The organism is Mycobacterium vicinigordonae (assembly GCF_013466425.1).
Lineage (GTDB): Bacteria > Actinomycetota > Actinomycetes > Mycobacteriales > Mycobacteriaceae > Mycobacterium > Mycobacterium vicinigordonae.
In genome coordinates, this window is the sequence record NZ_CP059165.1 from 4848843 (window position 1) to 4862842 (window position 14000).

A 14000-nucleotide genomic window follows, 5' to 3' on the forward strand; every position below is an offset into this window, starting at 1 on the left:
AGACCCCGCTGTGGTTTGGGCCGGAGTCACTCATTTCGCCCAGCGCGAAACTAGCAGCAATCTAGGCCCTGAGCTGCGAAGAGTTACGCCGACAGCGAGTCTGGCGATATCAATTTCGATGGAAGCACGCTCACGGGGCCTGGTATCTTCGACGAAAGACGGCAACCGATGGGCAAATGTCGTCGCCGTCTTGTATTGGCGGTGCAATAGTTGGGGAAGGTGTCCACACATGAGGTTGTCGGTAATCGGAATGGGTGTCGCCGCTGGTGCGGCGGCCGTGTCGCTGGGCTTCGGTGCCGGAATCGCGTCCGCGGATCCGCTCGACGCGGCGATCAACACGACTTGTAACTACGGACAGGTGATGGCCGCGCTCAACGCGACGGACCCGGCGGCGGCAGCGCAAATTTCCGCTAGCCCGATCGCGGTGGCCAAGCTGAACCAGTTCCTCAGCTCGGGACCGCAGGGCCGCCGGCAGATCGCCGCGCAGCTGTCTGCGATGCCGGGCGCACAGCAGTACGTCAACGACCTCGTCGTGGTCGCTGACACCTGCAACAACTACTGAGTTCTACATCACCGCGGGCGTAGCGCCGCAAGCCCCGCTCCCCGGAGCAGGGATGGCGCTACGCTCGCGGTTTTATGCGGCCTGTGAGGCGTACGTCGTGGTGCGCTGACGTGCCGGCCGACCGATCCCCTCGGCGATCGCGGCCAACTCGGCCACCGTCTTGGCAGACCCGTACTCGGAGCCGGCCATTCGCGAGATTGTCTCCTCCATCAAGGTGCCGCCCAAGTCGTTGGCGCCGCCGTTGAGCATCACCTGCGTGCGCTCGACACCGAGCTTTACCCAGCTGGTCTGAATGTGCGAAATACGGCCGTGCAACATGATTCGGGCCAACGCGTGCACGGCGCGATTGTCGCGGTGGGTGGGCCCGGGGCGCGCCGCCCCCGCCAGGTAAAGCGGCGAATTCTGGTGCACGAACGGTAGCGGCACGAACTCGGTGAAGCCGCCGGTACGATCCTGAATCCCGCGCAGCACGTTGAGGTGCCCCACCCAATGCCGGGGGCTGTCGACGTGCCCGTACATCATCGTCGACGACGACCGCAGCCCCACTTCGTGCGCAGTAGTCACAATCTCCACCCACAACGACGTCGGCAACTTGCCTTTGGTTAGCACCCAGCGCACCTCGTCGTCGAGGATCTCGGCAGCTGTGCCGGGGATGGTGTCTAGGCCAGCCTCGCGCAGGCTGGTCAGCCACTCCCGCACGGAGAGTCCACTTTTGGTCACCCCGTTGGCGATCTCCATCGGGGAGAACGCATGCACGTGCATCGAGGGCACGCGCGCTTTGACCGCGCGCACCAGGTCTGCATAACCGGTGACCGGCAACTCCGGGTCAATGCCTCCCTGCATGCAGACCTCGGTGGCACCGGCGACGTGCGCCTCCCAGGCGCGGTCGGCCACCTCCTGCGCCGATAACGAGTACGCGTCTGCGTCGCCCTTGCGCTGCGCGAAGGCGCAGAATCGGCAGCCTGTGTAGCAGATGTTAGTGAAGTTGATGTTGCGGTTGACCACGAACGTCACGTCGTCGCCCACTACCTCGCGACGCAACGAATCAGCCAGTGCCGTCACGGCTTCCAGCGCCGGCCCATCGGCGGTGGCCAACGCTAAGTACTCGTCATCGGTGCAGCCGCCCGGGTCGCGCTCCGCCGAGCGCAGCGCTGCCAGCACATCGGTGTCGATGCGTTCCGGGGCGCGGGCCGCCAGCTCATTCACCCGGTCGCGGATGGATTCCCAGTCGCCGAAGGCACTGTCGAGGTCGCTACGGGCCTCGGTGTTGCGCCCGTCTGTGTCGATCGCCGCATTGAGGTCCACCCGGCCCGAGGAGGCCACGTCGTCGGGCTCCTGCCACGGCATGCCGACCGGGTTGACGTCGCGGGCGAACCCCGTAGCCGGATCGGCAAGTGCCGCAACGTGTCCGCGCACCCGGGGGTCGATCCATGCCGCGCCGGCCTGAACGTATTTGGGTTGTGCGGTCAACCGCTGCACCAGGTCATAACCCGCTTGTTCGGTGACCGCGGCCAGGTCATCCAAGGCGGGCCAGGGCCGTTCGGGATTCACATGATCGGGCGTCAGCGGCGAGACGCCGCCCCAGTCGTCGACACCGGCGGCGACCAGAGCTAGGCATTCCTCGCGTGACACCAGATTCGGCGGCGCCTGGATCCGCATGCTAGGTCCGAGCACCAGCCTTGCCACTGCCACCGTCGCCAGGTAGTCGTCGATACCGGCGTCGGGCACAGCGGCCATCGCGGTGTGCTGCTTGGCCCGGAAGTTCTGCACTATCACTTCCTGAATGTGCCCGAACTCCTTGTGCGACTTACGGATCGCGTGCAACGTCTCGGCGCGTTCGGCCAGCGTCTCGCCGATGCCCACGAGCAGGCCGGTGGTAAACGGTATGGACAACCGACCGGCGTCGGTCAACACCCGCAATCGGACCGCAGGGTCCTTGTCCGGGCTGCCGTAGTGCGCCAGGCCTCTGGTCTCGAACAACCGCCGCGAAGTGGTCTCGAGCATCATGCCCATCGACGGCGCCACCGGCTTGAGCCGCGACATCTCCGACCAGGTCATAACGCCAGGATTTAGATGCGGCAATAGCCCGGTGTCCTCGAGTACCCGGATCGCCATCGCGCGCACATAGGACAGCGTCGAGTCGTAACCGCGCTCGTCGAGCCAGTCGCGGGCTTCGCTCCAGCGGTCCTCGGGTCGATCGCCGAGGGTAAACAGCGCTTCCTTGCAACCGAGTTCGGCGCCGCGGCGCGCTACATCGAGAATCTCGTCGGGCTCCATGTACAAGCCGATGCCCTGGGCGCGCAACCGGCCCGGGACGGTGACGAATGTGCAGTAGTGGCAAGTGTCCCGGCACAAGTGGGTGACCGGGATGAACACCTTGCGCGAGTAACTGATCGGCAACCGGCCCGCCCGGCCACGTCGCCCGGCCGACTCCAGGCCTGCGTCGCGCACTCGCGCCGCACTCGCGCACAGCTGCGCGAGATCTTCATCGCGCGCGGTCATCGCGATCGCCGCCTCATCGATGTTCAGTGCGACACCGTCGCGGGCCCTGCGCAACACTCGGCGCAACGCCGAGGCGGAATGCCCGGCCTGGGACGGCACGGCAGGCATGGGATCGGGCAGAGCGATGGGCTCCGGTGTTACCGACACGTTGGTGTAACTTTCCCGCGCCGCATTTTCATCCGCGCGTCCACCTTGTGAAACGTAGGCGTCCCTGGTGCCATACGCGCAACAGTAGCGGCAGGGTGGCGAGCACCCATGACTGACCGGGACGCGCGCACCGGCTCCCCTGTTTGCTCAAGCGCGACATCAGCGGTCGATGACCGCGGTACGATTCCAGCTTCCTGGTATCAAGTAGGGGGTGGGTGAGATGTCGTTTTTGCATGTGGGGCCGGATGCGCTGAAAGCGGCGGCAACGTCTATCGCCGACATCGGAACGGAAATTAGCTCAGCCAATGCGAGCGCGGCACTCCCCACCACTGGTGTGGTGGCCGCAGCCGCCGACCAGGTTTCCACCCAGGTCGCCGCGCTGTTCTCGTCGCACGGCCAGGGATACCAGCAACTCAGCGCCCAGGTGTCGGCGTTTCACGACAAGATCGTGCAATCCATGAGCGCGAGTGCACAGGCTTACGCCAGCGCCGAATCGAACGCCGCGGCGGCGCTGACGAGTGCGGTGAACACCCCTGCCGCCCAGCTGCTGGGGCACCCGCTGATGGGCCCCGGCACGGCCGTCGGGAATGTCGCTGCCAGCGCCGGCGCGCAGCTGCAGCGCCTCTTCTCGCAAGGTTCCACCAACCTGCTCGGCGCGCTGGCACTGCGGCCGACTAGTGGAATCAGCGGCTTGGCCGGCGGACTACTGGGTCCCGCCGCCGCGGCACCGGCCGCCGTCCTGCCGGTGTCGTGGGCCACCGCGATCGAGAACCTGTACAACACGGTTGAGCCCTGGGTGGCGTACGGCGTCAACCTGGCGGCATATGTGGCGGGCTGGGTGCCGTGGGTCGGCCTCCTGGCGCCGCAGATCAATTTCTTCTACTACCTCGTCGAGCCGATAGTGCAAAGTGGCTTGTTCAACACCCTCGACTGGCTCAGCGGGACCATCGGCCTCAGCCAGGGCCTGAGCAACTTCTGGTCGGCCACCACGGCATCGATCAACCAGTTCATCCAAACCGAAACCTACTGGTTCCTCAGCTTCTTCCCGCCGCTGCCGCCGCTGCCCTGAGGCAGCACTGCACGTTGATCGGCGCCATGGCGCCTCAGCGACGGCGGTAACGCCGCCATAGCACCCACACCGGCGGCGCCACCCCGCAGACGATCAGCAGCAACGCGCCGTAGGCCATCACACCTTGGCCGCCCAGGACGATGTCGCCACCCGGACCGCCCAGGCTCAGTACCGCCACCGTCGACAACCAGGTCCACAGCGGCAACGCGGCAACTCGGGGCGACGTCGTCCACCGGCCCCCGGCCCAGACCAGCGCGGCGTTGACCAACCCGCTGACCAAGGCGCTCACGGGAAATGGGATGGAGCCGATATAGCAAGGCAGCAGCATCGCGCCGGCCATTGCGGAGAGCACGCCGTCGACGGCCAACAACGCAAGTACAACGGCACGGATAGCGGGGTCCGTCGCGCTCGTCTCTTCGGCCGGGACGGCGCGTGGCTTGGTATCGGTCAGGTTGGGACGCTGTCGAGCTGCGAGACGATCGAACCCAGTACCCACTGAAGGCTGTCGAGGCGGTCCTGCCAGTGCTGCTGGTTGGGATCCAGGTCGGGGTCCATGAGAAATTCCTTCCGTGGCTGCCTGGTTAGCTAGCCTACGTGCCTGCGGCGGCGAAGCCCAGACCGGCCAGCAGATCCGTTTCCCAGCCGCGTTCGTCGCGTTCACCGGCGGCTCCGGCAACCAGAACGTAGTGCTCCTCAGCCAGGACGGGCAGAGTTATGTTGTTGGACAACGCGCAAGCCTTTCCGGTGGGGCCCACGACAACCTGAGTGGCGTGTTGGGCCAGTGCGGCGACCTTCGCCGCATGCGCGTCCGGGTCGGCCGCAACGACAGCGGTGATGCGGTCGTCGGGGTACGCGAACGGAATATCCTCCGGTGGCAGCACCCATCCGGGGCGCAGGTCGTCATGGGTCAGCGCACGCAGGCCGGACGCCACCGCGGTGAGCCCAAGGACCGTCCAGTAGAACTTGGGCACGGCCCAGGGATCACCGGGGTGGTCGCTGGCGCCGACCCCCAATCCCGCGGCGGCCGCTACCGCCACGGTCGTGACCGCGTGGGTACGCATGTGGTCGGGATGGCCGTAACCGCCGTCGGGGTCGTAGGTGACCACGACGTGCGGGCGCAGTTCACGGATCAGCGCCACCAACGCGCCGACGGCCTCGGCTTCGTCGGCGTCTACGAACCTGCGTGAGCCGCGTGGCTGGGTGCCGGCCATTCCCGAGTCGCGCCAGTGACCCGCACCGCCCAGATATATCGGCTCGGCGACGCCCAGTGCATGCAGCGCGCGGGTGAGCTCGCCGATCCGGTAGCCACCGAGCTGGTCCGCATGGTCTGCGGCGAGTTGGGCCCACCGATCTCCGATGACCTCGCCCTCCTCGCCGAGGGTGCAGGTGACCACCCGAACCTGGGCGCCACGGGCGGTGTAGTGCGCGATGGTGGCGCCGTTGCTGATGCTCTCGTCGTCGGGATGCGCGTGAACAAACAGCAGCCGTGGCGAATCCATGGACGCACCCTACCCACCTTGGTGAACGATAGGAACGCCAGCGGCTACTATCGTGGGCATGCCGCACGTCACCCGCACGATGCCCAACAGGCGGCAGAGTCGCCGGCGCGGAGAAGTTCTGGAACGCGCGCTGTACGAGGCGACGGTGGCCGAGTTGGCGGCCGTCGGGTACGGCCGACTGACAATGGAAGGCATCGCGGCACGCGCGCACACCGGAAAGGCGGCGTTGTACCGGCGTTGGACCAGCAAGCACGACCTGGTGCATGCCGCCATGATCCACACGCTGCCCCCGCTACCCGAGCCGCGGCCCGGCCGTTCAGCCCGCGAGAATTTGTTGGCGGTGTTCACCGCGCACCGCGATGTGCTAGCCGGCAAGACTGACTTCCCGGGCTTGCAGATCATCAGCCAGCTCATCCACGAGCCGGAGCTGCGCACCATATTCGCCGACGCGGTTGTGCTACCTCGCACCAAGATCGTCGAGTCGATCCTGAAAGCCGCTGTCGCCGAAGGCGACCTGAACCCTGAAACGCTCACGCCACTGAGTGCGCGGGTGGGGTCGGCATTGATTAATCAGCACTTCATGCTGACCGGAACACCGCCCACCCGCCGGGAACTCGCGATGATGGTGGACACGGTGATCCCACCGAAACCCGCTGCCGAACAAACTGATTGAGCGCCGAGCCCGTACGCAAACCGTCAGGTATTGCCGGCGAGCAGACCTAGCACGTCCTGACCAAAGATCAAACCCTGGCCGAAAATGCCTGGCAAGCCACCGATTTCGCCGCTGTTGAAGCTTTGGGCTGGGCCGCCGGTCAGCAGGCTGGCGGTGAAATTCGCCGGCGTCGGCGCACCCAGCAGAACATTCAGCGCCTGCTCCCCGGTGCCCACCATCAGATTCCCGAAGTTGAACGCGCGATTGAGCGCACCATTCAATGCACTGTCGGTGCCGAAAACCTGCTTTTCGAAGGCTAGTTCGTTGGTCAGCAGCAAGTTGTTAAACGTCGTCTCGTGGGTCAACAGATTCGCGTTGAAGCCGAGCTGCGCCGATTCCAGCTGCCCGAACGGTCCTGCCGCCGCAGCAGCCGCCGCCTGCACCGAAGCACCCACCGCTGCGGCGGGTCCTGCGTTAGCTGATACCAAGCCCAGCAGGTCGGTTGGGACCATCAGCGCTTGGTCGAAGGCACCCACCAGTCCGCCGATCTGGCCACCATTAAATACCTGAGCCGCACTGCCGGTCAGCAAGCCGGGAATGAAGTTCGCCGGCGTCCGCGCACCGACGAGGACGTTGAGCGCCTGCTCGCCGGTGCCCACCAACAGGTTGCCGGCGTTGAAAACCCGGTTCAGTGCACCGTTCAATGCGCTGTCGGTACCGAAAACTTGCTTCTCCCAAGCTAATTCGTTGGCTAGCAGCATGTCGTTGAATGACTGCTCGCCAGCCAATAGGTTGGAGTGCAATCCCAGTACGGCCGCTTCCAACTGCTGCGCCAGCCCGCCCGGGGCGGCTAGCGCCTGCACACTCGCCGCTTCCGCGGACGCATATGCGCCGGCAGCGTTTCGCAACGCCTGCACGAACTGGTCGTGGAACTGCCCCACGCGAGCGCTGACTTCCTGGAACGCCTGCCCGTGCGCGCCGAACAATCCCGCGACGGCAGCGGAGATCTCATCGGCGCCGGCCGGTAACACCGAAGTTGTTACCCCCGCTGCCGCAGATCCTGCCGCTCCCAGCTTCGATCCGATGCCGGCCAGATCAGCGGCGGCCGCGGTTACCCATTCCGGCGCCAACGAAAAATACGACATCGCGAACCCTCCCCGCACTCGTCACGCCAGCGGCTTACACGATGAAGCAATGTTAGCCAGTGACCGCAAGCAGTGTGAGGGTTTTCTATGAATTACATTGGAGAAACTTCATAGCGCTGCTCACGTGCTACAGCCGGATGGTGGCGCCGCCAGTCAACGAGGCACTGAGCTGGGCGAGCAGGTTCGGAAGCCCGCCAGTCAGGGTCACCTGGATCGGGGCCAGGACACTGCTGATGACGGCTCCGTCGAACAACCACTTCTGCTCGAACGCGCCAAGCAGCCCACCGGCCGTGACACCACCGAAGACATCGCCCGGCGCACTGACCAACAGACTCCCGGTCAGATTGACGGCAGGCGCGCCCAGCAGGGCGTTCACCACACCCTGACCCGTTCCCACGAGTAGCAGGTTCAGACCGTTGAAGGCATTGTTCACCGCGCCATTGAGCGCGCCACCGGTTCCGAAGATGGCAAGCTGCAGCGCTTGCTCGTTGGCGACCAGATTGGCGTTGAACGCCAGCTGGCTGTTGACCAATCCCTGCAGACCGGCAGGGGTCAGACCGAGCTGCGCCAACAGCGACGTGTTGAGGCCCGGCACCAAACCCAGTGCCGCGTTGAGCGACAGCAGCTGGTGCGCGACACCCGCCAGACCACCACCAATCGGGAAGTCGACGCTGCCGAGAGCGAGCGCGGGGCTGAACAGCAGGCTGCCGGTAAGGCCCACCGACGCAGGCGCGCCCACGACGGCGTTGACCAGTTGCTCACCGGTACCCAGCAACAGGTTGGCCGCATTGAAGCCATAGCCGACCGGGCCGAGCAGTGCAGCCGGACCGAGCAATGCGCTGACCAGAGCCCGCTCGTTGACGACGAGACCCTGGTTGAACGCGATCTCGCTGTTCACCAGCCCGGACAGCATTCCGCTTTGCAGTTGCTCGAAACCTCGCACCCCAGCGGTCGGAAGGCCGGCCACGGTGTTCAACAAGGTGGTAAGGCCGGTGGTGTCGCCGCGCAGGACGCCCGACAGGGCGGCGTTGACCTGGGCGCTGAGCGACCCGATGCCTGCGTTGAAGTTGGCCGCCAGCGCGGGGAGGTTCACATTGAGACTGCCCGCCAGGCCATTGAGTCCGGCGTTGAAGTTGCCGATCAACGCGGCACCCGTCTGCGTTAGAGCGGCGGGAAGGCCGACACCGAAGTTCCCCGACAAGAAGCCGCTCAAAGCGCCGTTGAACGCGCCGCTCAGCTGTGCACCGAGGCCTGACAAGTTGGCCCCGAAATTGGCGACCAGGGCGGGCAGGCTCACGCCGAAGCTCCCGCCGAACCCGCCAAGCCCGGCCTGTACCAGTGCCGCGATGTCCGGCAGCCCACCGGAGAAGCCGCCCGACAGCGCCGAATTCAGCTGGGCGTTCAACCCGGCCAGCGCAGCGTTGAAGTTTGCGGCCAAGGATCCGCCGCCTTGCGCCAGACTCGACAGACCGGCCGTCAAGCTGGTGGCCAGCGCGCCGCCAGTCTGCGCCAGACCCGCCAGACCCGCATTGACGTTGGCAACCAGGGCATTGCCCGTCTGCACCAACACCGACAGGTCGGGGAGCGCGGCGTTGAGGTTGCCCGACAGGGCCGCGCTGATCTGCGCACCCAGCCCGGACAGGGCGGCGTTGAACGCGCCCGAAATACCCCCGAAGCCGAAATTTCCGGTGGCAGATCCGTTGAGTACTAGGCTGCCACCGAAATTGGCCGGCACCTGCACTCCCAGCAGGGCATTGACGACTTGTTGTCCGCCGCCCACGAACGAGTTCGCGAAGTTGAAACCGGCGTTGACGGCACCATTGAGGGCGTTGTCGGTGCCGAAAACCAGCCGCTGCAAGGCCAACTCGCCGCCGACCAATGACTGGTTGAAGTTGATCTCGGCGTTGGCCAGGTTGGCGGTGAAGCCGGCATACGCCTGAGCAAACCCGTCAAGCGACAAAGCCGGCGCAGCCAACCCATTTACCAGGCTTTGCGCGGCTCCCACCTCAGCCGCCAGATACGTGCTCGCGCTCGCGGACACGTTCTTGACGAACTGCTCGTAGGAAGCCGCGACCTGTGCGCTGAGTTGCTGATAGCCCGCGGCGCTCTCGGAGAACAGCGCCGCTATCTGTATCGACACCTCGTCGGCGGCGGCCGCCAAGACGCTGGTGGTCGACCCGGCGGCAGCCGCATTCGCCGCGGTGAGCGACGAACCGATTCCGGACAACTCCTCCGCGAATGACGCCAGTATTTGTGGCTCGACAAAGACCAAAGACATGGTGACCCCTCACCTGCAGAATTGCTGGATGACCCCCGCCCGGCCAGCAGCCCCCGACGGCCCCTGCGCGAACGTACGCCGGGGGTTGCCCATCCACGCTGATTCCAAACCAGTTTTTTATAACAATTTGGCGCACGCGCAATTAGCCAACCAAAACACGGCCCTACCTGGGCTGTCGGATCGGATTCCCGCGTCTACGACCCGATCTTGACCCACTGGGCAGCGTCCCCGACGATCCCAACCGGCACCGCGCCGGTCAGGCTGACGTTCTGCACGCTCGGCCCCGCCGCAACGATGGTGGTGTCCTGCAGGATCGGCAACACCGTCGCCATGTTCCACAGTCGTGGTTCCACCGCGACGATCACGTCGGCGATGTTCTTGGATCCGTTGAGGGCCGCGTCGATATTCGACTGAATGCTGCGGTCGCAGATCCCGGTCAGGTTGGACGGCGCCTTCACCAGCGCGCCGGGCTCCGGCGGGCGGCTGGGCGTGGTCGGCGGCTCGGTAGTGCTGTCCGGCGCGGCCGACGCCGTCACCCCGGTAGAGGAAACCGGCCCGGGAGATGGTGGCGTCGACGCACCCGGCGGCGCCACGGCGGTTGCCTGCAAAGCAGGGCAACCGAACCGCGACGCCAAGGACGTGGCAAGGTTCCCGCCCGCTTGATGCCAGCCAACCAGCGCGTCGACTTGGTGGTTGTTCAGTGCGTCGCGGTACAGCGTCACCGGATCCAAGGCGAGCACGCTTGCGGCGATACCGACGTTGCGCAACTGGTCGGCAGCCGTGTTAGCCACCGCGACCGATGTCGGGTCGTTCGCGGCTACCCCAATGACCAACGCCAATTGCTTGCCGTCCTTGCTGATCCGGCCGCGCACCACCTCGGTCGGCTCGGTGCTCACCGGCGTCGGCGGACTAGGAGACGCCGCCGTGGTGCTCTCGACCTGGAACCCAGCCGCCTCCAACAAGCCCAGTGCCGCCGTCCTGCTCAGCGCCGGCGGTGCGGTCGGCACATAACCGGGGTCGCTGGGCGAGCGGACCTGCGCCTGGTCCAGGGTGACGGTGTTGTCGCTACCGGCACCCACGGCGGCCAGCAGGTCGACGTCGAGCAACCCCAGGATCGCCTTGCGGACCTGGGCATCGGCCAACTTCGGCTCGTTCGCGCGCAGCGTCAGCTGCATGACGCGGGGGGTGACGATCCGGGCCGTCCGCACGTCGGGAATCGCCGACAGCTGCGCGAACGCGGCCGAACCACCATGCACCTGGGCCACCTGAGTGTCGCCGTTGCGCACCGAATCGGCCAGCGCGGCAGGCGCTCCCGCGCGGCGGAATTGGATCAACCCGGGTTTCGCCGGCGGTCCCCAATAGCGGTCGTTGCGGGCGATCAGGATCTCGTCGCGCTGCGGGTCGATGTTCTCCACCCGGAACTGTCCTCCGGTCACCGGCAAGGTGCGGGCCAGCCCGGATGTGAAGCCGCCCGGGACGTCTTTGACGATGTGGGCGGGCAGCAGGTTGCTGAACAGCTCGCGCCACGCGGGGTACGGCTGGGCGAAGGTGACCACGGCCTGCTTGCCACCCTCGAGCGATTGGACCGACGTGATGAGGTCGTAGCCGGCCGGATCCACCACGCCAGGTTCGCTGACCATCTGTCGCCACAGGTACCAGAAGTCGTCGGCGGCGATTGGCGCGTTATCCGTCCACGACGCCTCCGGCCGGATCTTATAGGTGACCGTGAACGGGTTTTCACTGGTGACGTCTGCGGATACCAGCAGGGTAGGGTCCATCTCCCAACGCGAACCCGTCGCCGAATTCGCGTCGGGCACCGGCCGGAACGCGCTGGGTAACACCAAGGCGCTGATCGCCGCGTTGACCGGTGACAGGTCGGAGAGCAGATGCGGGTTGAACCCGGCGCCGATCGAGTCGATGCCCATGATGATCTGGGTGGGCCGCTGCGGTGGCGGCGGCGTGCTGTGCGGGGTATCGGTGCTCTGCGGTGCCGGCGGCGGACTCACCGTGCAACCCGACAGCACCAGCCCGATCGCGGCGACCACCACGCCGATCGCCACCAGCACATGGCGGGCCCGGTGCAGCACGCTCATCAGGGTATCGAGGCCTCGTCTGACCGCAGGACGCGCCGCGGGCGTAACGGGTTCGCGAGAATCCGGGTCGGAGTTCGCAGTGTGGTTACGCTGGCGCTGTTTATGGGCCCGACGCGGCGCCAAGCTAACCCCGGGCCTTGGCGCGCGAGCGGCTGCGGGCGCGCGAGGTGGCGTCCAGCTCGACCTTGCGGACCCGCACGATCTCCGGCGTCACTTCCACACACTCGTCGGGCGCGCAGAACTCCATTGCCCGTTCCAGATCCAACTCGAGCGGCTTGGCCAGCGTCTCCATCACGTCCGCGGTCGAGGACCGCATGTTGGTCAGCTTCTTCTCCCGGGTGACATTGATGTCGAGGTCCTCCGGGCGCGGGTTGATCCCGACAACCATGCCTTCGTAGGTGTCCTGTCCCGGTTCGACGAAGAACTGGCCGCGGTCGGCGAGCTGCAGCAGCGCAAACGGCGTGATCACCCCGGTCCGATCCGAGACCAGCGACCCAGTGTGGCGGGCCCGGATCTCGCCAGCCCAGGGCCGGTAGCCGTCGAACACGGCGTTGGCGATGCCGGTTCCCCTGGTCAGGGTGAGGAATTCGGTGCGGAAGCCGATCAAACCGCGGCTGGGCACCACGAAGTCCATCCGCACCCAGCCGGCGGCGTGGTTGGTCATCTCTTCCATGCGGCCTTTGCGGCCGGCCATCAGCTGGGTGATGGCACCGACGAACTCCTCGGGACAGTCGATCGTCATTGCCTCGAACGGCTCGTGCAGCTTGCCGTCGATAGTGCGGGTGACCACCTGCGGCTTGCCGACGGTCAGTTCGAAGCCCTCCCGGCGCATCGTCTCGACGAGGACGGCCAGCGCCAGCTCGCCACGACCCTGCACCTCCCACGCGTCGGGACGGCCGATGTCGACGACCTTGATCGAGACGTTGCCGACCAGCTCGGTGTCCAGCCGGTTGCGGACCATGCGCGCGGTCAGCTTGTGCCCGGACACCTTGCCGGCCAGCGGTGAGGTGTTCGTGCCGACGGTCACCGAGATGGCTGGCTCGTCGACGGTGATGCGCGGCAGCGCGTGGGCGTGGTCGGGGTCGGCCAACGTGTCACCGATCATGATCTCGGGCAATCCGGCGACCGCCACGATGTCGCCGGCCATCGCCTCCTCGGTCGGGCTGCGCTCGACGCCCTCGGTGGCCAGCAGCTCGGTGATCTTGGCGCTGGTGATGACGGGCACCCCGTCCACCTCGCGCATCCAGGCGACCTGCTGGCCTTTGCGCAGCTTGCCGTTGTAGATGCGGATCAGGGCGAGACGTCCCAGGAAGGCCGAGGCGTCCAGGTTGGTGACCAGGGCCTGCAAGGGCGCCTCGGGATCGCCTGCCGGCGCCGGGATGTGCTCCATCAGCACTTCGAACAACGGGTCGAGGTTGTCGCCGTCGGGGACCTGACCATCGGCAGGCTGGGTGATGCTGGCGATGCCGGCCCGCCCGGAGGCATACAGCGTGGGCAGACCCAGCGCGTGCTCAGCCGCCTTGGCGGCCTCGTCGTCGAGGTCGGAGGCGACGTCGAGGAGCAGGTCGTGGCTGGCGTCGACGACCTCACCGATCCGCGCGTCGGGCCGGTCGGTCTTATTGACCACCAGGATCACCGGCAGGTGCGCAGTCAGCGCCTTGCGCAGCACGAACCGGGTCTGCGGCAGCGGGCCCTCGGAGGCGTCGACCAGCAGCAGTACCCCGTCCACCATGGACAGGCCGCGCTCCACCTCGCCGCCGAAGTCGGCGTGACCCGGCGTGTCTATCACGTTGATCACAGTCACCGTGCCGTCACCGTTGTGGCGGTGCACGGCGGTGTTCTTGGCCAGGATCGTGATGCCCTTCTCCCGCTCCAGGTCGCCGCTGTCCATGACGCGTTCCTGCAGATCACCACGTTCGTGCAGCGCGCCGGACTGTCGCAGCATCGCGTCGACCAGCGTGGTTTTGCCGTGGTCGACGTGGGCGACGATGGCGACGTTACGGAATGGCACGTCGGTGATTGTGGCAGCGAGGGACTGGTAAAGGCGAACTGG

Annotated in this window: 10 protein-coding genes; 3 read left to right on the top strand and 7 right to left on the bottom strand. The window is 66.3% G+C overall.

Going from position 1 to position 14000, the window contains the following annotated elements:
- Positions 1-229: 229 nt before the first annotated feature.
- Positions 230-562 carry a hemophore-related protein gene (locus tag H0P51_RS21605; protein WP_180914906.1) on the top strand — a complete coding sequence of 111 codons (333 nt, stop codon included), beginning with the start codon at positions 230-232 and terminating at the stop codon, positions 560-562.
- Between the two features lie 72 nt (positions 563-634).
- On the opposite strand, the gene H0P51_RS21610 is transcribed toward H0P51_RS21605, so the two are convergent.
- Positions 635-3172 (bottom strand): bifunctional FO biosynthesis protein CofGH, encoded by a 2538-nt coding sequence (locus H0P51_RS21610; RefSeq protein WP_180919143.1) that lies wholly within the window; start codon positions 3170-3172, stop codon positions 635-637.
- A gap of 259 nt (positions 3173-3431) precedes the next feature.
- Here H0P51_RS21610 and H0P51_RS21615 point away from each other — a divergent pair, with 259 nt between their 5' ends.
- Positions 3432-4280, top strand: coding sequence for a PE family protein (locus H0P51_RS21615; protein ID WP_180914907.1), 849 nt, complete (start codon positions 3432-3434; stop codon positions 4278-4280).
- 34 nt (positions 4281-4314) lie between these two features.
- Here H0P51_RS21615 and H0P51_RS21620 read toward each other — a convergent pair whose 3' ends face one another.
- Together H0P51_RS21620 and mshB are read right to left on the bottom strand one after the other, a co-directional pair.
- On the bottom strand, positions 4315-4776 hold the full coding sequence (locus H0P51_RS21620) for a hypothetical protein (protein WP_180914908.1): 462 nt from the start codon (positions 4774-4776) through the stop codon (positions 4315-4317).
- 94 nt (positions 4777-4870) lie between these two features.
- Positions 4871-5779 carry an N-acetyl-1-D-myo-inositol-2-amino-2-deoxy-alpha-D-glucopyranoside deacetylase gene (gene mshB, locus H0P51_RS21625; RefSeq protein ID WP_180914909.1) on the bottom strand — a complete coding sequence of 303 codons (909 nt, stop codon included), beginning with the start codon at positions 5777-5779 and terminating at the stop codon, positions 4871-4873.
- A 58-nt stretch (positions 5780-5837) separates the two neighbouring features.
- On the opposite strand from mshB, the gene H0P51_RS21630 reads away from it, so the two are divergent.
- A complete protein-coding gene (locus H0P51_RS21630) occupies positions 5838-6452 on the top strand; it encodes a TetR/AcrR family transcriptional regulator (RefSeq protein WP_180914910.1) in 615 nt (204 codons plus the stop codon).
- Between the two features lie 23 nt (positions 6453-6475).
- Here the strand turns inward: H0P51_RS21630 and H0P51_RS21635 are convergent, their stop codons facing one another.
- The 4 genes from H0P51_RS21635 to typA form a co-directional block, all read right to left on the bottom strand.
- The gene (locus H0P51_RS21635; protein WP_180914911.1) at positions 6476-7576 is read right to left on the bottom strand and encodes a PE family protein; all 1101 of its coding nucleotides are present in this window, start codon (positions 7574-7576) and stop codon (positions 6476-6478) included.
- 127 nt (positions 7577-7703) lie between these two features.
- On the bottom strand, positions 7704-9854 hold the full coding sequence (locus H0P51_RS29025) for a PE family protein (RefSeq protein ID WP_180914912.1): 2151 nt from the start codon (positions 9852-9854) through the stop codon (positions 7704-7706).
- A 194-nt stretch (positions 9855-10048) separates the two neighbouring features.
- Positions 10049-11947 (bottom strand): ABC transporter family substrate-binding protein, encoded by a 1899-nt coding sequence (locus tag H0P51_RS21645; RefSeq protein WP_180914913.1) that lies wholly within the window; start codon positions 11945-11947, stop codon positions 10049-10051.
- A 124-nt stretch (positions 11948-12071) separates the two neighbouring features.
- Complete coding sequence (typA, locus tag H0P51_RS21650) at positions 12072-13958, bottom strand: translational GTPase TypA (protein WP_180914914.1); 1887 nt, start codon at positions 13956-13958, stop codon at positions 12072-12074.
- Positions 13959-14000: the final 42 nt, after the last annotated feature.